Source organism: Rahnella woolbedingensis (genome assembly GCF_003602095.1).
Lineage (GTDB): Bacteria > Pseudomonadota > Gammaproteobacteria > Enterobacterales > Enterobacteriaceae > Rahnella > Rahnella woolbedingensis.
Genome location: NZ_RAHH01000033.1, coordinates 18,151 through 37,603 on the forward strand (window position 1 = coordinate 18,151; position 19,453 = coordinate 37,603).

The following is a 19,453-nucleotide window of genomic DNA, read 5'->3' on the forward strand; positions in this document are numbered from 1 at the left end:
TTTCGCGGTCTGCCGCAAATTTGCGCCATGTTGTCCTTTCCCCTCGACAGATTCGCTATCATGGCGGTGATTCTGCGCAAAGGTAGTCTGACCATGACCCATCTTCTTTTTCCTCTATTATCTCCGTTACTTGAACATCCGGCGGGCATCCGTCAGGTGTATTTTGCCGGTGCTCAGCATCCGGTACCGGAGCTGGCCTATCAGGTGGATTTCCCCCGTCTTGAGCTGGTTCTGGACGGTGAACAGCTGATGAAATGGGAAGATGAGCACGGCAATGTTCAGACGACCCGGATGCAGGCTGGCGATGCGCTGTTCGTTCCGGCAAAAGGCTGGAACAGCCCGCAGTGGCAGCAACCCGTGCGGACGCTGAGTTTTTTGTTTGGCAAACAACAGCTGGGTTTCAGCCTGCTTAACTGGGATGGAGAACAGTTTTCTTCCAGCGAAAAAGGCAATGTCGGGCGGCGCGGGCCGCGTACCGGTGCATTCATGTTACAGGCGCTCAACGAACTGGCGTGGCATCGCCAGGATCAGCCCACGGCTAAGTTTCTGGTTAAAGGACTGCTCAGCCACGCGCTGGATCTCTTCAGTTCTTCGGTGCAAATCGTTTCGCGCAGCCAGGCGCTGTTCGCCGCTATCCGTCAGTATATTGAAGAGCATTACCGCGAACCGCTGACCCGCGATTCTGTCGCTAAAGCGTTCTATATTTCGCCGAATTATTTATCGCATCTGTTTCAGAAAAGTGGCGGCGTCGGGCTGAATGAGTACCTGAATTATGTGCGGCTGGAGCAGGCGAAGAATTTGCTGAAAGGGTATGACATGAAAGTCCGGGAAGTGGCTCACGCCTGCGGGTTTATCGACAGCAACTATTTTTGCCGCCAGTTCAGAAAGAGCACCGAAAGGTCTCCTTCAGAATACCGCCGTCAATACCGCAGCCAGTTTGAAAATGCCTGACTGCTGACCTGTTTCGAGGGATTTACGGTAAAACGATTTTTGTGCCCTGTGGCGAGGTAGAGATTTTTTTTACCGCAGCCATCACTTTTTCAGGGGTACGTAAAAACGTATGAATACCCGTCTGAACGCAGCGGCTGTGAGCGAAACGTTCGCTTTGTTCCAGCTGAATTTCAGTGATCAGCAAGGTAATATCCGCCTGAGCAATGTCCGCTTCAGACAGTAAGTTCTCGACGCCCAGCGCGCCCTGCGTTTCGACTTTTACCTGCCACTTTTCCTGCGCGCAGAGTTTTTCCAGACGCTCCGCCGCCATATAAGTATGTGCCACACCGCTGATACAAGCGGTGACTGCGACCAGTTTGAGCGACATCGTATTTCCCCTGATTTAAAAATTTACCCACCCAGCGTGACTTTATAACCGTATTTTTCAGCCATCGCATAAAACGGCGCAATAGTTGCGGCATCCGGCACCTTTGTCTTATGCATCGAGTAAGTTTTGTCCAGCAACGGGTACTTTGCTTCGCCGTATTTATGGAAGGGTAGCAGATGGATTTCGGCTAAGTTGAAAGGCCGGAGGAAATCCAGAACCTGCTGCATATTTTCCTCTGTTAGCGTGAAACCGGGGATCAGCGGCAGGCGGGGAAGCAGATTTACGCCGTGCTCAGCCAGCGCACGAAAATTATCCATCACTCTCGGCTGGTTCATATTGAGCACTGATCTCGCCCGCTGAGGATCCATAATTTTAAAATCGTACAGAACCTGATCGCAGTTTTCAGTCAGTGCAAGCAGATGAGACAACGGCGCATCGCCTGCGGTTTCTATTGCCGTAGAAATGCCCAGCGCCCGCAACGCTTTGAGCAACTCACCGGCAAACGCATGCTGCATCAGCACCTCGCCACCGGAAAGCGTGACGCCGCCCCCCGATGAGCGGAAAAATACTTCATCTTTGAGCAACCGCGTCATCAGTTCTGGCAGCGTGACATCTTCGCCGACATATTCCATCGCGCCGCTCGGGCATTCGGCGGGATCCTGCAAACAGGTGCGACAGCTCAGGCATTTTGCCTGCCGCTTGATGACCTGAATGCGTGGCGACATCGATTCAGGGTTGGCGCACCACGGGCAGCGGTGCGGGCAGCCTTTGAAGAAAACCAGGGTACGGATACCCTGGCCATCGTTGAGCGAAAAACGCTGAATATTGAAGATGCGTCCTCGCTTTTCCGGCTCTTCCGTGACGGGGATCCACAGGTCAGAGCTGGTGTGCGGTGCGGCCGATAATGTCATCCTGAATCTCCTTCGACAGTTCGACAAAGAACGCGCTGTATCCCGCCACCCTGACGACCAGCCCGGCGAAATCCTGCGGACGTTTTTGCGCTTCGCGCAGCTGTTCTGCATTCACCACGTTAAACTGCACATGCTGTAATTTCAAACGGGTAAATGCCCCGAGGAAGTCAGCCAGTTTATTCAGTCCCTGCTGGCCTTCGAGCGTCGATGGCGTGAATTTAACGTTCAGCAGTGTGCCGTTTGAGAGCAACGTATTGTCGAGTTTACTGGCGGATTTCAGCACCGCGGTTGGCCCCTGATGATCCTGGCCCAGCATCGGCGAAAGCCCGCCGTCCGCCAGCTGTTCACCGGCTAAGCGACCGTCCGGCGTAGCGCCGACCACGGCACCTAAAGGCACGTGCGCGGATACGGTGTAAGAGCCCGGCGTAAACTGGCCGCCGCGCGGATTGCGGTACTGCTCAACTTCTTTGCAGTAATAGCGCAGCAAATCGGCGCTGATTAAATCCACCTCATCGACGTCATTGCCGTATTTCTCGAAGCGGTTAATCAGACGCGCGCGAATGGCGCGGCCCTCTTCGCTGGCAAAGTTTTCGTTCAGTGAGGCCAGCAACTCGTCAAATGTGAGCCGCTGCTGATCAAACACTATCCCTTTCAGCGCATGTAACGAGTCGCTGAGATTTGCGATGCCGATGCCCTGTACGCCAGAGAAGTTATATCGCGCGCCGCCTGCAGTGATGTCTTTGCCGCTGTCCAGGCAGCCTTCGATAAACGAAGAGAGCAGCGGAACCGGTGCCCAGTCGCGATGGCCGATATCGCAGATATTGCTGCCCTGTGCCATCAGCCGGACGTAATGGCTGATTTTCTGGCGGATTTGCTCCATCAGCTCTGCATAAGTGAGCGTCGCGTTGCCTTCGTTCTCATGCAGGGTCAGTTCCATGACTTTCAGCAGGTTAAACATGGCGATGTCATGCAGACCGTAGGTTTTGCCGGGAATGGATAATTCGACGCAGCCGACCACGGCATAATCTCGAGCATCTTCAAGGCGTACACCGCGATTGAGAAATGCAGGAACCACCACTTCGTCGTTGAATATTTGCGGAATGCCGGTACCGAGACGGATAGTTTCGGCTGTTTTCAGCAGGAAAGGACGGTCGATAAGTTCGTTGACCCGCACGCCAAGGTTGGGCTGCGGCAGGCAGATACTCTGATACGCATCCAGACACAGGAATGACAGCACATTGACGGCGCTGCGGCCGGCGTCGGTAAGGCCGCCCAGCAAAATAGTGTAACCGGTCGGGAATCCGGCGAAGTAACGCGCGCTGGAAGTTGAGCGCAGCAGCACGATGTCGTTGCATTTCACCCACAGGCTTTCCAGCAACTCCTTAAGGAATTCCGCAGATTCCCCATGCGACAGCGAATGCTGATAGAACGGCAACATGTACTGATCGAAACGCCCGAGGGAAAGCGAACTGGCGTTGGATTCATACTGCAAAATGATGTTCATGTACCAGAACAGCTGACAGGCCTGATAGAAATCCTGTGGCTTATTGCCGCAAATGTGCTGCGAAATGCGGGCAATACGCTCAAGTTCTTGCTTTCTTTGCGCGTCCGGGCATTGCTGCGCCATCTTCTCTGCCAGCGCGGCATAACGCAAAATGTGCCGTTGCGACGCTTCCAGCAAGATCAGTGCTGCCTGATAAAAGGCATTATCCGGCGCATCGCTGACGTGCTGCTTAAGCTCAGAAACTAAATTGTCCAGACCGCAGCTGAGCAGGCGCGGGTAATCGATGATGATATGCCCCTGGCCTTTGTCTGTCTGATTGATACTGAAAATCTGCGTCTTGGTGGCGGCTTTCACCTCTTCCGGCATCTGGCTGTTGATAAAATCTTTCATCGAACGCGATTCCCAGTAAGGGAAAAGCTGTTCGCGGTAAATCTCTTTATCCTGCTCAGAAATCGTAAAGCGATCCTGCGGACGGGTTGAAAAAGCATCCAGCTCTTTCAGCAGCCAGTAAGGGTCCATTTCTGGAGAGATGATCCCCGCACGCGGTTTAACCGTACGGTTACCGGCAATCAGTTCGTCCTCACGCAGGGTAATTTCTACGTGATCAAGAATATAGGCTGTCGCTTTGGCCCGGCGCAAAAGCGTGGGCTCGCCCTCTGTAGTGCGATGACTTGCGGTATACAGCAGAGCGCGTTCCAGCGAAATTTCACGCGGGTTGGCGAAAAGCGCAGTTTTCAGACGTTCGATGCGGGAAGTCATCCTGTTCTCCTTACTTTCAATCCGTGACAGCGGCTTTAGCGAGGTGCGCCGCGATTTTTTCCATAATGGCGTCAGCGCGTTTAACGGCATCGCTGATGGCGACGCGGACGGTGACTTTGCCTTTGAAACGTTCTTCCTGTTTGATACTGATGTCTTTGGTCAGGATCACGATATCAGCAGCGGCAACGTCTGCCGGTGTCAGCTCATTTTCCAGACCGATTGAGCCCTGCGTTTCGACTTTGCATTCCCAGCCTCTGGCTTTCGCTGCACGTTCAATAGCTTCTGCCGCCATGTAAGTGTGAGCAACGCCGGACGGGCAAGCGGTGACAGCAATAATGTGAGTCATAGTCTTATCCTTCTATTTTTTGCACAGAGATCAGTTAATTTCGAAATCCAGATCCAGGTCGGATTCCTGATGTTTTTTAGCGGATTGTTTTTTGGCTGCCAGATGTTTCAGCAGGTTGACGCACAGCGCGGTGACCACCATGCCGACCAGCAATGCGCCGATGTAACCCAGTTTTCCTTCGACGACTGGCAGCACAATCAGCCCGCCCCAGCCGGCATAGCATTGCGCGCCGACCAGTGCTGCGGTGACCGCTGCACAGGCAGAACCGATCATGATGGAAGGAATGACACGCAGCGGGTCAGCGGCGGCGAAAGGTATCGCCCCTTCGGTGACGCCGACGCAACCCATCAGCATCGCGGCTTTGCCTGCTTCGCGTTCTTCGGTGGTGTAATATTTACGGCCAATCAGCGTGGCAAATCCCAGTCCGAGTGGTGGCGTGGCGATGGCCACCGCAGCAATGGCGACTACCGTATACACGCCCTGCGCCACACAAATCAGCATGAAAGCGTAGGCAACTTTGTTGACCGGACCGCCCATATCAAAGGCCAGCATCAGACCCATGATGATGGCGAGCACAATAATGCTGCCTTGCTGCATACCCTGTAGCCAGTGAGTGAGAGAGGCGGTCAGCAGGCCGACCGGTTCACCCAGCCCCCACATCATGATCCCCGCCGTCAGCAGTGTCCCGATGATCGGGATCACGAAGATCGGCATCACTGAACGCAGGATCTTCGGCACCGGGATCTTCTTGAGATAGAAAACGATAATACCGCCGAGCAGTCCGGCGATGATTGCACCGAAGAAGCCGGCACCAAAGGAGGCGCCGACCCAGGCACCGATGGCTGACGGAGCCAACGCTGAACGGTCGGAAATGGAGTAACCGATATACGCCGCCAGAAAAGGCACCATCAGGGTTAAACCGGCCACGCCGATATCAAACAGTTTTTTCAGATTCGGATCGGTTGCGGCATCCGGCACCGCGCCTTTGCCATACAGCATGACCGAAACAGCCAGCAGAATGCCGCCTGCGACCACAAAAGGGATCATATGAGACACGCCGGTCATCAGATGCTGGCGGGTATTTTTTAGAATATTGAGCAAGTCTTTCATGATTGGCTCCACGAAAACCGGTGTCGGGCTAAAAATCGCAAATATCAGCGGCCTTAATTCAAAAACCGCAGATACAGAAAGGCTATCGATCTCAACAATAGGCTGCTGACCGTGGCGCTAATAGTGGACAAAATTGTGTTTTACTGGACTTTTGTAATGTCAGATCAAAAATGCGAGCAGGTTCAAATAACCCGAAATACTGCGAGGTTTCTGCTGACTTTTGGCGTGTGAGCTGGCTCGCAAAAAAACACTGACAATACATTTGTCCAGCATTTGTCATTTTTGTCTGGTAGCTATCAGCGCCTGCTGACTCTTATCCTGCAATAAGCCGGTACATTGCACCGGAATTTGGGATGAGGATTCAGAAATGACTAAGAAGTTGAGCTTCACCTGCGTGCTGGTAAATGGTGTTCATGCCCGTCCGGCCAGTCATATCGAAACGTTGTGCAACGGTTTCGGCTCCGCATTTGAGTGGCATAACGTCCGTACTGACCGCCTTGCTGATGGCAAAAGTGTGTTGTCACTGATTAGCGCCGATATTTTGCTGGGTGATGAATGTCATGTGACCATCGAAGGCGCGGACGAAGACGCGGCGCACGTGGCGCTGGCCCATTTCATCGAGCATCAGTTCCCGCTTTGCGATGAAGCCCTGCCTGAACACAATGAAAACGCTGAACTTGAGCCGCTTCCTGAATCCCTGATGCATCTTTCCCCGCTGGTTTTCCGCGCCCGTTCCGTCAGCGAAGGCTGTGCGATAGGCAAACTGGTCAGCCTTTCCAGCGTCAATCTGGCAGCACTGACGGATTTGCCGGAGTCCCGGGGAAAAGACAAAGAGCAAAGTCTGCTGTCCGCCGGGCTGGCGCAGCTTGAAAAATCGATTGAATTACAACTGATGGCGGGCAGCGGAACGATTACCGCTGTGCTGGAGGCGCACCGTTCTTTGCTGCGGGATAACAGCCTGCGCGAAGCGTTACTGAGCCGCGTGGCGCAAGGCCAGAGTTGTGCGCAAAGTATTGTCGACACTGCTGCACATTTCAGTGCGCAACTTGCACAATCGTCCAGCGCTTATTTGCGTGAACGCGAACTGGATATTCGTGATGTCAGCTTCCAGCTTTTACAGCAAATCTATGGTGAGGAACGCTTTGCTTCCCAGCAAGCGCTGAGCGAAGCCAGTATTTGTCTGGCGGATGAACTGACGCCGAGTCAGTTTCTGGAGCTGGATAAAAAGCATCTTAAAGGATTGTTACTCGGCAGCGGGGGCAGTACGTCACATACCGTGATCCTCGCCCGATCGTTCAATATTCCTGCCCTCGTCGGCGTTGATCCCAAACCGTTGCAGACTTATTTACAGCAGGATGTGCAGATCGACGGCGATCTGGGGCTGATTGCCTGTGCGCTCAGCGAGCCTGTTCGCCGCTATTACCGTCAGGAACAGGCGGTGCATCAGGCGCTGCGTGAACAGCAAAGTGAATATCTTGATAAACCGGGATATACCGCCGACGGCGTGCGACTTGAAGTCGCGGCCAATATTGCCCATTCGGTTGAAGCCAGCGCGGCGTTTGGCAATGGTGCAGAAGCCGTCGGCTTGTTCCGTACAGAAATGCTGTATATGGACCGCGCCAGCGCGCCTTCCGAGGATGAGTTATACAACATTTACTGCCAGGCCACGGATGCCGCCCAAGGCAAAACCATTATCGTCCGCACTATGGATATTGGTGGCGATAAGCCGGTCCATTATCTGAATATTCCGGCTGAGAATAACCCGTTCCTCGGTTATCGCGCGGTGCGTATCTATCAGGAATTCCTGCCTTTATTCCACACACAACTGCGTTCAATTCTGCGCGCTTCAGCGCACGGAACACTGAAAATTATGATCCCGATGATTTCCTCAATGGAAGAAATCTTATGGGTGAAAGAGAAGCTGGCGGAAGCGAAGCAGTCGCTGCGCAGCGAGCAAATCCCGTTCGATGAGAAAATTCAGCTGGGGATCATGCTGGAAGTGCCGTCGGTGATGTTCATCATTGATCAGTGCTGCGAAGAGATTGATTTCTTTAGCATCGGCAGCAACGACCTGACGCAGTATCTGCTGGCGGTGGATCGCGATAACGCCAAAGTGACCCGCCACTACAACAGCCTGAATCCGGCTTTCCTGCGCGGTCTCGACCATGTTGTGCGCGAAGTGCATCGTCACGGTAAGTGGATTGGTTTGTGCGGCGAACTGGGGGCGAAAGGTTCGGTTTTACCGCTGCTGGTCGGGCTGGGGCTGGATGAAATCAGCATGAGCGCGCCGTCGGTTCCGGTGACCAAAGCCCGTCTGGCGAAACTCGACAGCCGCGAGTGCCGCCTGCTGCTCAACCGCGCCATGCAGTGCCGCACCTCGCTTGAAGTTGAACATCTGCTGGCGCAGTTCCGTATGGCGGTCAACGATGCGCCGCTGATCACAGCGGAATGTGTCGCGCTCAATACCGACTGGCGCAGCAAAGAAGAAGTGATTAAAGGCATGGTCGATAACCTGATGCTGGCCGGTCGTTGCCGCTACCCGCGCAAACTTGCTGCCGACGTCTGGGCGCGTGAGGCGGTATTTTCCACCGGTCTCGGTTTCGGTTTTGCGATCCCCCACACCAAATCCGAACACATTGAGCAATCGACCATCAGCGTCGCGAAGCTCTCTCAACCGGTGCAGTGGGGCGATGAGGAAGCCCAGTTTGTCATTATGCTGACGCTGAATAAACATGCCGCGGGCGACCAGCATATGCGGATTTTCTCTAAGCTGGCGCGGCGGATCATGCACGACAGTTTCCGCAATGCGCTGATGAATTCGACGACAGCAGCACAGATAGAAGCGCTGCTCAAACAAGAGCTTGAACTCTGACAGGAGAGGGTATGGAACTTTATCTGGATACGGCTGATATCAGCGCAGTAAAACGTTTATCGCGTATTTTGCCGTTGCAGGGTGTGACGACGAATCCGAGCATTGTGGCTAAATCGCAGACTTCCCTGTGGGAAGTGCTGCCCGCGCTTCGCGATGCGTTAGGTGGCGAAGGCAAACTGTTTGCGCAGGTTCTGGCGAATCAGACTGAGCAAATGGTGGAAGAAGCTGAATTGCTGCATTCGCGCGTGCCGGGGCTGGTAGTGAAAGTGCCGGTGACAGCCGCTGGCCTTGCCGCGATTAAGATCCTGCGTACCCGTAAAATCCCGACGCTGGGAACCGCAGTTTACGGCGCGGGACAGGGGCTGCTTTCGGCGCTGGCCGGGGCAGAATATGTCGCGCCGTATGTAAACAGACTGGACGCCCAGGGTGGCGATGGCATTGCGATGGTGACGGAGCTTCAGCAATTACTTTCGCTTCATGCGCCGCACGCCAAAGTGCTGGCCGCAAGTTTCAAGACGCCGCGTCAGGTTCTGGCCTGTCTGCTGGCGGGCTGTCAGTCGGTCACTATTCCGGTAGACGTAGCGGAGCAATTTATCAGTGCGCCAGCGGTACAGGCGGCGGTCGATAAATTCGAACAGGACTGGCAGGGCGCGTTCGGGCGAATGTCGTTGTAAAGAGATTGTCGTTTTAAATAGGCTCTAACGTACTGAAGACCAATAAAAAGCCCGACAGGAAAACCTGCCGGGCTTTTTTTATGTCACCGCGATTTTTATTTCACGCCGTACTGGGTAAAGAAATCCAGCATACGCTGCCAGCCATCGGCGGCGGCTTCAGCGTGGTAGCTCGGGCGATAGTCGGCATTGAAGGCGTGACCGGCTTGCGGATAGACGACGATTTCCGCCGTGGCGTTGGCTGCGCGGATCGCCTGACGCATGGTTTCAATCGTCTCCAGTGGAATGCTGGAATCTTCAGCTCCGTATAAACCCAGCACCGGCGCATCCAGCGCAGCTGCGCGATCGACCGGTTGCGACGGGCTGGTCAGAGTTTTATCACCGACCAGTTTGCCATACCACGCCACGCCCGCTTTCAGCTGCGGATTGTGCGCCGCATAGAGCCACGTAATACGCCCGCCCCAGCAGAAACCGGTGATGCCTAATTTGGAAATATCCCCGCCGTGTTGCGCAGCCCAGTGGGCAGTGTGGTCGAGATCGGAAAGCACCTGCTGATCCGGCACTTTGCTGACCAGTTTGGCAAACAGTTCGCTGATTTCGGTGTAATCACGCGGGTCGCCCTGACGGAAATACAGCTCAGGGGCGATGGCCATATAGCCTTGTTTTGCCAGACGGCGGCAGACATCCTGAATGTGTTCGTGTACGCCAAAAATTTCCTGCACCACCAGAATTATCGGCAGTTTACCGGTGAACTGTTCCGGGCGGGCGAGATAGGCGGGCATGTCTTCGCCCTGCGAGGGAATAGTCGTCTGGCCTGCGTGCAGCCCGTCGGTGTCGGTATGAATGGTGGTGCTGGCGACGGGAGTGACAGCAGGAGCAAAGCTGGTCGGAGCCTGTTTCAGGGTAAGCAATTCTTCTTCTTTCATCGGGGGTCTCCAGGCAAGTTTCCATACGAAAATAAATAGCTATGGATTAAAACTATAGCCGGAAAGCATGAACAGCAAGGCGCAAGAGATGTTCTATAGTTAAAAGTTAATCAGGAAAGTCATCAGGGAAGATTTAGAGAACGTCCACAGAACACCCGAAACCTTTGTCTGAGGAGCTATGCTCAATGTCAAAATCACCGTCTAAAGTGACCAAAAAAAGTGAGCCAAAACCGGTAAGCCGCGCCCCCGCCACGGGCATCAAGTCCTCACAACCTGGCCTTGGCGATCTGGCACCCGCTGATCGTGCTTATCAGCCTTCGCCACAACCGACGCCGCCGGGAAAAGAGCCGACCGCTTCCGGCAGTGCCAAAAGTCCGAAAAATACCAATGCCAAACTCGATGCGTTAGCGCGTCATCGTAAAAATGGTGAAAAGCAGCCGCTGACCACCAATCAGGGCACCAAAATCTCTGATGACCAGAATTCGCTGAAAGCGGGTAACCGTGGTCCGACGCTGCTGGAAGATTTTATCCTCCGCGAGAAAATTACCCACTTTGACCACGAGCGTATTCCTGAACGCATCGTTCATGCGCGCGGTGCGGCGGCGCACGGCTATTTTCAGCCTTACCGCAGCATGAAGTCGGTAACAAAAGCCAGTTTCCTCTCTGATCCGAAAAAGAAAACGCCGGTTTTTGTGCGTTTCTCTACCGTTCAGGGTGCGCGCGGTTCGGCGGATTCCGTCCGTGATATCCGCGGCTGGGCCACCAAGTTTTATACCGACGAAGGGATTTACGATCTGGTCGGTAACAATACGCCGGTATTCTTTATTCAGGACGCGCATAAATTCCCTGATTTTGTCCATGCGGTAAAACCTGAGCCGCACAACGAAATCCCGCAGGGCGCCAGCGCGCACGACTCTTTCTGGGATTACGTGTCCCTGCAACCGGAAACCCTGCACAACGTGTTCTGGGCGATGTCCGACCGCGGTATTCCGCGCAGTTACCGCACAATGGAAGGATTTGGTATCCATACTTTCCGTTTCGTTAATGCCAAAGGTAAAGCCACCTTTGTGCGTTTCCACTGGAAACCGCTGGCCGGAAAAGCCTCTTTGTTGTGGGATGAGGCGCAGAAACTGGCCGGGAAAGATGCCGATTTCCACCGTCGTGATTTGTGGGAAGCCATTGAAGCCGGTGATTATCCGGAATACGAGCTGGGTGTTCAGCTGATCCCGGAAGAAGATGAATTCAAATTTGATTTCGATTTGCTCGACCCGACCAAACTCATTCCTGAAAAACTGGTACCGGTAGAACTCATCGGCAAGATGGTGCTGGATCGTAACCCCGATAATTACTTTGCAGAAACCGAACAGGTCGCATTCCATCCGGGGCACGTGGTGCCGGGCATTGATTTCACTAATGATCCGCTGTTACAGGGCCGCCTGTTCTCTTACACCGATACGCAGATCAGCCGTCTTGGCGGGCCGAATTTCCATGAAATTCCGATTAACCGACCGACCTGTCCGTACCATAACTTCCAGCGCGACGGCATGCACCGCCAGGATATCGATACGAATCCGGCGAATTACGAGCCGAATTCCATCAACAATAACTGGCCGAGAGAGACACCTCCGGCGGCGTCCGGCGGAGGTTTTGAAAGCTATCCGGAGCGGATTGATGCAGAAAAAATCCGTCAGCGCAGCCCGTCGTTTGCCGAATATTATGCGCATCCGCGTCTGTTTTGGCTGAGCCAGACGACAACCGAGCAGGATCACATTGCCGGGGCTTTCTCATTTGAATTAGCGAAAGTCGCGCGGCCATATATCCGCGAACGTGTCGTGGATTTACTGGCACATGTTGATCAGGCGCTGGCGCAGACAGTGGCTAAAAATCTGGGCATTACGCTGTCAGCTGAAACCCTGAACATTAAACCACCGAAGCCGGTAAATGGCCTGAAAAGTGATCCGTCACTGAGCTTGTACGCCAGCGGTAAAGGCACAATCAAAGGACGTCAGGTGGCGATATTGCTGAGTGAGGGCGTGAATGCCGCGGATGTACTTGAAACCTTGCAAGCGCTTCAGGCGGCGGGTGTGCATCCTAAACTGCTGGCCAGCCATTTAGGGAATGTCACTGCCGATGATGGTTCCACACTTCCTGTGGATGCCACATTTGCCGGTTCGCCTTCCATTACTGTCGATGCCGTGATTGTTCCGCACGGGCATATCGACGCACTGCTGATGAACGGTGATTCCCGACATTATCTGCTCGAAGCCTATAAGCATCTTAAAGTCATCGGATTAAGTGGTGATGCACGACGCTTCAAATCGCTGCTCGGACTGACGGATGATGTGCCGGAAGAAGGTGTCGTCGAGGGTGAGAAAGCTGAGGGGGTATTACTGAAAACGTTTCTCAAAGAAATGCTCAAACACCGGGTCTGGTCGCGTAGTGCGGCGGCAGATTCTGTTCCTGCCTGATTCGCCATAACTAAAACAGCCCGTCTCCGGTAGTGGGGATGGGCTGCTCAAAACCTCATCAATCGTCCGTTAATTTGTGAATTGCATCACAAATTAAATGTATGCGTAATTCCTGTTGTTACATCATAGTGACGACCGTCACGAAATAACGTCACAATGTTCAGTACAGTTGCCGGGTGTTCCTCCTGCCAATAAATGACCTTACACACAGAGGAGTTTGTTATGTCTCAGCCTGAAGTTTTCCATCTTGGCCTGGCCAAAAAAGATTTAAACGGCGCGACGCTGGCGATTGTTCCCGGCGACCCTGAGCGCGTGGAAAAAATTGCCAAACTGATGGAGAACCCGGTTCGTCTGGCTTCCCACCGCGAATTTACCTCATGGCGTGCTGAGCTTGACGGCAAATCTGTGATTGTTTGTTCAACCGGTATTGGTGGTCCTTCGACTTCCATCGCGGTTGAAGAACTGGCGCAACTGGGGATCCGTACTTTCCTGCGTGTTGGCACCACCGGCGCTATCCAGCCACACATCAATGTGGGCGACGTTCTGGTGACTACCGCCGCGGTTCGCCTTGATGGCGCAAGTTTGCATTTCGCACCAATGGAATTCCCTGCGGTAGCCGATTTTGCCTGTACTACCGCGCTGGTTGCTGCGGCAGAATCTGTTGGCGCTGCCACACACATTGGCGTGACCGCGTCTTCTGACACCTTCTATCCGGGTCAGGAACGTTATGACACGTTCTCCGGTCGCGTCGTTCGTCGCTTCAAAGAATCGATGAAAGAGTGGCAGGAAATGGGCGTTATGAACTACGAAATGGAATCCGCTACCTTGCTGACCATGTGTGCCAGCCAGGGCCTGCGCGCGGGTATGGTTGCCGGTGTTATCGTGAACCGTACGCAGCAGGAAATCCCTAATGCGGAAACCATGAAGAAGACCGAGAGTCATGCGGTGAAGATTGTCGTAGAAGCTGCAAGACGTCTCATCTAACTTCCCGTCATCCTGCAACTCGAATGATTTAGGGAAAGGACTGAGTGATACAAAATAATCACCTCTATGGGCTGCCACTGGCGGCCCATTTTTTTGCCCGGTTAAAGAGATCTGTTAAGGTCATGTTAGTAGTACGTCTGGAATAATTGATGAATTCCGGCTCCGGATCTCTGATTAAAGGAACTGCATTTTTGACTGTTCATGACCTTCTCGATTACACGACCACCTTTATCCGTGCGCATCAGGTATGGGCTGCGCCTATCGTCTTCTTTCTGGCTTTTGGCGAGTCTCTGGCCTTTCTGTCGTTGCTCCTTCCGGCAACCTTTATCCTGCTGGGACTGGGCGCGCTGATTGGGGAAACCGGCATTCCTTTCTGGCCCATCTGGGCGGCGGCGGCGGCTGGGGCCTTCTTCGGCGACTGGCTTTCTTATTGGGTCGGCAACCATTTTCAGGACAGGGTCGGTAATTTCTGGCCTTTTTCCCGTCATCCGCAAATGCTGGTTCGCGGGCATGCCTTTTTTGAAAAATGGGGGATGCCGGGCGCGTTTATCGGCCGCTTCTTTGGTCCGCTGCGCGCCGTTGTGCCGCTGGTCGCCGGTATCTGCGGTATGCCGCAAAAGTATTTTCAGATAGCCAATGTGACGTCGGCGCTTATCTGGGCTTTCGGCATTCTGGCACCCGGTGCTTTCGGTATTCAGTGGCTGAGCCGCTGGTTTTGAATCCTGCTCCCTGTGGCTGACCGCCGCAAGGGGGCAAGGGCAGAGAAATTCTCTTTTGGAAGACGTCCCGCAAAGGCTCAATGCAACAGAAAATAGACTGGACATCCATACAGCCTGACATTACCTTGGCCGCAAGAGACTTCAAGAGGGAAATCGCGTGGATATCAGCATTCTGACTGCCCTGGCAGCGGCGGTAATTGGCTTACTGTTGGGATGGCTCATCGCCAGTTTGCGACAACAGCAACAGCAAACGGAGTATGAAACGCAGCGCCGTTTGCTGGAACAATCGCTGGAACAGGTCAGGGCGGAAAATGATACGCATAAAAACGAAAGGCTGTCGGGCCAGCAGCAACTGCGTGAAGCCGAACTGGAACTGCGAAAACTGCACAGCCTGCAGGCCGCCAGTCAGGAAAAACTGCAACTGCTGGCGCACTGGCAAAACGAGTGCGAGCAGCTGAATCAGGAGCTGCGCGCACAGCGGGAAATCAACAGTGCGCAGGAGGCAGAATTGCGTGAGGTTTCCACCCGTCTGGATGAAACCCGCATGGCAGCCGAAGAAAAACAGCGCCTGCTGATCAACAGCGAACAGCGCCTGAGCAGCCAGTTTGAAAATCTGGCGAACCGGATTTTCGAACAAAATGGCCGTCGCGCCGACGAACAGAACAAGCAAAGCCTCGACAAATTACTGCTGCCGTTGCGCGAGCAACTCGACGGATTCCGCCGTCAGGTGCAGGACAGCTTCGGACAAGAAGCCCGTGAACGGCATACGCTGGCGCATGAGATCCGCAATCTGCAACAGCTGAACGTTGAAATGGCGCGTGAGGCTGTCAACCTGACCAGGGCACTGAAAGGCGATAACAAAACGCAGGGTAACTGGGGCGAAGTGGTACTCAGCCGTGTGCTTGAAGCTTCCGGATTACGCGAAGGATATGAGTATCAGACGCAGGTCAGTGTGCAGGTAGACAGCAACAGCCGCATGCAACCCGATGTGGTCGTGCGGTTACCGCAGAACAAAGACGTGGTGATTGACGCCAAAATGACGCTGGTCGCTTACGAGCGTTATTTTAACAGTGAAGATGACGCCGAGCGTGAAATCGCCCTGAATGAGCATATTGCCTCGGTGCGCGGGCATATCCGCTTGCTGGGCCGTAAAGATTATCAGCAGTTGCCCGGTTTGCGCAGTCTGGATTATGTGCTGATGTTTATCCCCGTCGAACCGGCGTTTCTGCTGGCTATCGACCGGGAGCCCGAATTGATCAGCGAAGCCCTGCGCCACAATATTATGCTTGTCAGCCCGACCACTCTGCTGGTGGCGTTACGTACGATCAGCAACCTGTGGCGCTATGAACACCAGAGCCAGAATGCCAAACGTATCGCCGATCGCGCTGCGCGTCTTTACGACAAACTGCGGCTGTTTGTGGATGACATGGAGTCGATGGGGCAAAGTCTTGACAAAGCGCAGGGAAGTTATCGTTCCGCGATGAATAAACTCTCGCAAGGCCGTGGTAATCTTATCGGGCAGGTTGAGAGTTTTCGTGCTCTGGGTGTTGAAGTTAAACGGCCAATTAGTCCGTCTCTGGCTGAGAGGGCTAAAGCGGAAAATGAACCTGAAGATACCGCATCTCTGCCAGATACCTCTGATGCGGAAGAAGAACAGACAGTGAACCCGCGCGAGCTAAACCCGCATCAATAGGCCGCGCCTGGCCGAATGATCCGTACTGCATTTCTGATTCAACGAATGAATCATTGCAATATGTTGAATCACCATCGGTGATGGGGCTTTGCTATGGGTTCTGATACACTTCTCCCCAAGAGTTCGACTGAAAAAGCAGGCATATAAAATGGAAAAGCAGACGCAAGAAACCACTCATTTTGGTTTTCGTACAGTAGCCAAAGATGAAAAACAGGAAATGGTGGCAGAAGTCTTCCATTCCGTTGCGGCAAAATATGATTTGATGAATGACCTGATGTCTTTCGGTATTCATCGCATCTGGAAGCGTTTCACTATCGATTGCAGCGGTGTCCGTCCGGAACAACGTGTACTGGATCTGGCTGGGGGTACCGGTGACCTGACCGCAAAATTCTCCCGCTTGGTCGGTGAGAAAGGTGAAGTGGTTCTGGCTGATATCAACGATTCCATGCTGAAGATGGGCCGCGAAAAGCTGCGTAACCTCGGCATCGTCGGTAACGTCAGCTACGTTCAGGCGAACGCTGAAGCACTGCCTTTCCCCGATAATTATTTTGACTGCATCACAATTTCCTTCGGCTTACGTAATGTCACCGAAAAAGAAAAAGCGCTGCGTTCAATGTTCCGTGTGCTCAAGCCGGGCGGTCGTTTACTGGTTCTGGAGTTCTCCAAACCTGTCCTCAAGCCTTTAAGCAAAGCCTACGACACCTATTCCTTCCACATTCTGCCGCGCATCGGCGAGCTGGTTGCGCAGGATGCGGAGAGTTACCGTTATCTGGCCGAATCTATCCGTATGCACCCTGATCAGGAAACCCTGAAGGGCATGATGGGCGATGCCGGTTTTGAAAATGTGACGTATCACAATCTGACGGGTGGCATTGTCGCGCTGCATCGGGGTTTCAAATTCTGATATGGGTATGCCGATGTTGTTAACGCCGTTGCTCACTGCCGCTATCGAGACGCCGCTTAATTTTCTGCTTTTCAAAGATCGCAGCATGAAGGCGGCGCGCACGCGTCTGGCAGGTAAAGTTTTACGTGTTGAATTGCAGGACCTGAGCGCACCGCTGACGTTTGTTTTCAGCGAGCAAAAAATCGATGTGCTCGGACAATGGGACGGCGCGGCCGATTGCACCGTCACTTCCCGCATTTCGTCTCTGCGCAAATTACGTGACCGCCAGCAGTTGTCGCCAATGATGCGCAGTGGCGAACTGGTGGTCGACGGTGATATTTCCGTGGTTCAGCAGTTCTCCGCGTTGCTGGATATGGCAGAGTTTGAGCCCGCAGAATTCCTGGCACCCTATATCGGTGATATTGCCGCTCAGGGGTTAAGTCAGGCGGTTGAAGGTGGTTTGCGTTTCCTGCAAAAAGGCGTGAAGCACCAGCAAAGTTATGTGGCGCAGACGCTGACCGAAGAGTGGAAAATGGCGCCTGGTCCGCTGGAAGTGGTCTGGTTTAGCGATGAAGTTTCTGCGCTGGTGCGCGAACTGTATGCACTGGATAAACGTATCGAAAAACTGGAGGGCAAACCGTGACGCCTAGGGAAATGCGACGTTTATATCTGATTATCCGCATGTTTCTGATCTATGGCCTTGACGAACTGATCCCTAAAATCCGCTTAACGCTGCCGCTGCGAATGGGTCGTTATCTTTTTTTCTGGTTACCTCATCGTCATAAAGAAAAGCCATTGGGTGAGCGCATGCGTCTGGCGCTGGAACAACTTGGGCCGGTATGGATCAAGTTTGGTCAGATGATGTCGACCCGCCGTGACCTTTTCCCTCCGCATATTGCTGATCAACTTGCTTTGTTGCAGGACCATGTGCCGCCGTTTGATGGCGCCAAAGCGCGTCAGCAGATTGATGCCGCGCTTGGTGGTCCGCTGGAAACCTGGTTTGATGAATTCGATCAGACGCCGCTGGCTTCAGCCTCGATTGCACAGGTGCATACGGCAATCCTCAAGGAGAACGGTAAGCCGGTAGTGCTCAAAGTGATCCGCCCGGACATTTTGCCGACGATTGTGGCGGATATCCGCCTGATGTCGCGCCTTGCCGGCTGGCTGCCGATCTTGCTGCCGGATGGTCGCCGTTTGCGCCCGCGTGAAGTGGTGCGCGAGTATGAGAAAACTTTGCTCGATGAACTGAATCTGTTACGTGAAGCAGCGAATGCGATTCAGCTTCGTCGTAACTTTGAAGGCAGCCCGATGCTGTATGTGCCGGAAGTCTATCCGGACTACTGCAGCGAAAGTCTGATGGTCATGGAGCGTATTTACGGCATTCCGGTTTCTGATATTGAGGCACTGAAAAAGCAGGGCACCAATATGAAACTGCTGGCAGAACGTGGCGTACAGGTGTTCTTCACACAGGTTTTCCGCGACAGTTTCTTCCATGCCGATATGCATCCGGGCAACATTTTCGTTAGCTACGAAACGCCGGAAGACCCTTGCTACATAGGGATCGATTGCGGCATAGTGGGTTCGCTCAATAAGGAAGACAAGCGCTATCTGGCAGAGAACTTCATCGCGTTCTTTAACCGCGATTATCGCAAAGTGGCTGAGCTGCATGTCGATTCCGGCTGGGTCCCCCGCGATACCAACGTTGAAGAATTCGAATTTGCTATTCGTACTGTCTGCGAACCGATTTTTGAGAAACCGCTGGCAGAGATTTCCTTTGGCAACGTATTGTTAAACCTGTTTAACACAGCGCGCCGCTTTAATATGGAAGTCCAGCCTCAGCTGGTATTGCTGCAAAAAACGCTGTTGTATGTCGAAGGCCTCGGGCGTCAGCTTTATCCTCAGCTGGATTTGTGGACTACGGCGAAGCCGTTTCTTGAAAGCTGGGTACGGGATCAGGTCGGTTTACCGGCGATGATCCGCGCACTGAAAGAGCGTGCGCCGTTCTGGCTCGAGAAAATGCCAGAGTTGCCGGATTTGGTGTATCAGAGTCTGCATCAGCACAAGCTGTTGCAATACAACATTGAGAAGCTTTCCTCGCAGATCCATAACCAGAGTTCCCGTCAGGGTCAGTCTCGTTATCTTCTGGGAATAGGTGCGACGCTGTTGTTAAGCGGAACACTCTTGCTGTTAGGCGACGTGAAGATTTACCCGGCCTGCCTGATGGCTGCCGGTGCGGTTTCCTGGTTAATCGGTTGGAAGCGCGCCAGCTAATTATATTTGTTTTAAATT

The 19,453-nt window shown here is 53.5% G+C and carries 16 protein-coding genes; 10 read left to right on the plus strand and 6 right to left on the minus strand.

The genetic code is table 11. From position 1 onward, the window contains the following. The first annotated feature begins 93 nt into the window (after positions 1-93). The gene (locus D6C13_RS21695; RefSeq protein ID WP_120134772.1) at positions 94-951 is read left to right on the plus strand and encodes an AraC family transcriptional regulator; all 858 of its coding nucleotides are present in this window, start codon (positions 94-96) and stop codon (positions 949-951) included. A gap of 22 nt (positions 952-973) precedes the next feature. Here D6C13_RS21695 and D6C13_RS21700 read toward each other — a convergent pair whose 3' ends face one another. Genes D6C13_RS21700 through D6C13_RS21720 form a run of 5 tightly spaced genes read right to left on the minus strand, consistent with a single transcriptional unit; the run spans position 974 to position 5,948 of the window. Continuing rightward, complete coding sequence (locus D6C13_RS21700; RefSeq protein ID WP_120134728.1) at positions 974-1,318, minus strand: PTS fructose-like transporter subunit IIB; 345 nt, start codon at positions 1,316-1,318, stop codon at positions 974-976. 23 nt (positions 1,319-1,341) lie between these two features. Beyond that, a complete protein-coding gene (locus D6C13_RS21705; protein ID WP_120134730.1) occupies positions 1,342-2,229 on the minus strand; it encodes a [formate-C-acetyltransferase]-activating enzyme in 888 nt (295 codons plus the stop codon). Continuing rightward, on the minus strand, positions 2,195-4,492 hold the full coding sequence (locus D6C13_RS21710; protein ID WP_120134732.1) for a formate C-acetyltransferase: 2,298 nt from the start codon (positions 4,490-4,492) through the stop codon (positions 2,195-2,197). The genes D6C13_RS21705 and D6C13_RS21710 overlap by 35 nt, the downstream gene beginning before the upstream one ends. Positions 4,493-4,508: 16 nt before the next feature. Beyond that, the gene (locus D6C13_RS21715; protein WP_120134734.1) at positions 4,509-4,838 is read right to left on the minus strand and encodes a PTS fructose-like transporter subunit IIB; all 330 of its coding nucleotides are present in this window, start codon (positions 4,836-4,838) and stop codon (positions 4,509-4,511) included. A gap of 30 nt (positions 4,839-4,868) precedes the next feature. Continuing rightward, positions 4,869-5,948, minus strand: coding sequence for a PTS fructose transporter subunit EIIC (locus D6C13_RS21720; protein ID WP_120134736.1), 1,080 nt, complete (start codon positions 5,946-5,948; stop codon positions 4,869-4,871). A gap of 367 nt (positions 5,949-6,315) precedes the next feature. Between D6C13_RS21720 and ptsP the strand changes: the two genes are divergently transcribed. Together ptsP and fsa are read left to right on the plus strand one after the other, a co-directional pair. Continuing rightward, entirely contained in the window at positions 6,316-8,820 is a 2,505-nt protein-coding gene (gene ptsP, locus D6C13_RS21725) for a phosphoenolpyruvate--protein phosphotransferase (RefSeq protein ID WP_120134738.1), read from the plus strand. Between the two features lie 11 nt (positions 8,821-8,831). Continuing rightward, positions 8,832-9,494 carry a fructose-6-phosphate aldolase gene (gene fsa, locus D6C13_RS21730; protein WP_120134740.1) on the plus strand — a complete coding sequence of 221 codons (663 nt, stop codon included), beginning with the start codon at positions 8,832-8,834 and terminating at the stop codon, positions 9,492-9,494. 95 nt (positions 9,495-9,589) lie between these two features. Here the strand turns inward: fsa and D6C13_RS21735 are convergent, their stop codons facing one another. After that, entirely contained in the window at positions 9,590-10,417 is an 828-nt protein-coding gene (locus D6C13_RS21735; protein WP_120134742.1) for a dienelactone hydrolase family protein, read from the minus strand. A gap of 185 nt (positions 10,418-10,602) precedes the next feature. Here D6C13_RS21735 and katE point away from each other — a divergent pair, with 185 nt between their 5' ends. The 7 genes from katE to ubiB all read left to right on the plus strand — a co-directional run bounded on the left by katE (position 10,603) and on the right by ubiB (position 19,435). After that, the gene (gene katE / locus D6C13_RS21740) at positions 10,603-12,885 is read left to right on the plus strand and encodes a catalase HPII (RefSeq protein ID WP_425272741.1); all 2,283 of its coding nucleotides are present in this window, start codon (positions 10,603-10,605) and stop codon (positions 12,883-12,885) included. 222 nt (positions 12,886-13,107) lie between these two features. Further along, positions 13,108-13,869: a uridine phosphorylase gene (gene udp, locus D6C13_RS21745; protein WP_120134743.1), complete on the plus strand. Its 762-nt coding sequence runs from the start codon at positions 13,108-13,110 to the stop codon at positions 13,867-13,869. 191 nt (positions 13,870-14,060) lie between these two features. Beyond that, on the plus strand, positions 14,061-14,588 hold the full coding sequence (locus D6C13_RS21750; RefSeq protein WP_120134776.1) for a DedA family protein: 528 nt from the start codon (positions 14,061-14,063) through the stop codon (positions 14,586-14,588). A gap of 157 nt (positions 14,589-14,745) precedes the next feature. Next, entirely contained in the window at positions 14,746-16,281 is a 1,536-nt protein-coding gene (gene rmuC / locus D6C13_RS21755; RefSeq protein WP_120134744.1) for a DNA recombination protein RmuC, read from the plus strand. A gap of 148 nt (positions 16,282-16,429) precedes the next feature. Next, a complete protein-coding gene (gene ubiE / locus D6C13_RS21760; protein ID WP_120134746.1) occupies positions 16,430-17,185 on the plus strand; it encodes a bifunctional demethylmenaquinone methyltransferase/2-methoxy-6-polyprenyl-1,4-benzoquinol methylase UbiE in 756 nt (251 codons plus the stop codon). A gap of 13 nt (positions 17,186-17,198) precedes the next feature. Beyond that, positions 17,199-17,807, plus strand: a complete 609-nt coding sequence (gene ubiJ / locus D6C13_RS21765; RefSeq protein ID WP_120134778.1) for a ubiquinone biosynthesis protein UbiJ — start codon at positions 17,199-17,201, stop codon at positions 17,805-17,807. Continuing rightward, positions 17,804-19,435 (plus strand): ubiquinone biosynthesis regulatory protein kinase UbiB, encoded by a 1,632-nt coding sequence (gene ubiB / locus D6C13_RS21770; protein WP_120134748.1) that lies wholly within the window; start codon positions 17,804-17,806, stop codon positions 19,433-19,435. The genes ubiJ and ubiB overlap by 4 nt, the downstream gene beginning before the upstream one ends. The last annotated feature ends 18 nt before the right edge of the window (positions 19,436-19,453 follow it).

What these genes read in the sequence shown, in the direction of transcription:
- D6C13_RS21695 (WP_120134772.1), top strand. Translation starts at nt 94, where the DNA reads ATGACCCATCTTCTTTTTCCTCTATTATCTCCGTTACTTGAACATCCG.
- D6C13_RS21700 (WP_120134728.1), bottom strand. Translation starts at nt 1,318, where the DNA reads ATGTCGCTCAAACTGGTCGCAGTCACCGCTTGTATCAGCGGTGTGGCA.
- D6C13_RS21705 (WP_120134730.1), bottom strand. Translation starts at nt 2,229, where the DNA reads ATGACATTATCGGCCGCACCGCACACCAGCTCTGACCTGTGGATCCCC.
- D6C13_RS21710 (WP_120134732.1), bottom strand. Translation starts at nt 4,492, where the DNA reads ATGACTTCCCGCATCGAACGTCTGAAAACTGCGCTTTTCGCCAACCCG.
- D6C13_RS21715 (WP_120134734.1), bottom strand. Translation starts at nt 4,838, where the DNA reads ATGACTCACATTATTGCTGTCACCGCTTGCCCGTCCGGCGTTGCTCAC.
- D6C13_RS21720 (WP_120134736.1), bottom strand. Translation starts at nt 5,948, where the DNA reads ATGAAAGACTTGCTCAATATTCTAAAAAATACCCGCCAGCATCTGATG.
- ptsP (WP_120134738.1), top strand. Translation starts at nt 6,316, where the DNA reads ATGACTAAGAAGTTGAGCTTCACCTGCGTGCTGGTAAATGGTGTTCAT.
- fsa (WP_120134740.1), top strand. Translation starts at nt 8,832, where the DNA reads ATGGAACTTTATCTGGATACGGCTGATATCAGCGCAGTAAAACGTTTA.
- D6C13_RS21735 (WP_120134742.1), bottom strand. Translation starts at nt 10,417, where the DNA reads ATGAAAGAAGAAGAATTGCTTACCCTGAAACAGGCTCCGACCAGCTTT.
- katE (WP_425272741.1), top strand. Translation starts at nt 10,603, where the DNA reads ATGTCAAAATCACCGTCTAAAGTGACCAAAAAAAGTGAGCCAAAACCG.
- udp (WP_120134743.1), top strand. Translation starts at nt 13,108, where the DNA reads ATGTCTCAGCCTGAAGTTTTCCATCTTGGCCTGGCCAAAAAAGATTTA.
- ubiE (WP_120134746.1), top strand. Translation starts at nt 16,430, where the DNA reads ATGGAAAAGCAGACGCAAGAAACCACTCATTTTGGTTTTCGTACAGTA.
- ubiJ (WP_120134778.1), top strand. Translation starts at nt 17,199, where the DNA reads ATGTTGTTAACGCCGTTGCTCACTGCCGCTATCGAGACGCCGCTTAAT.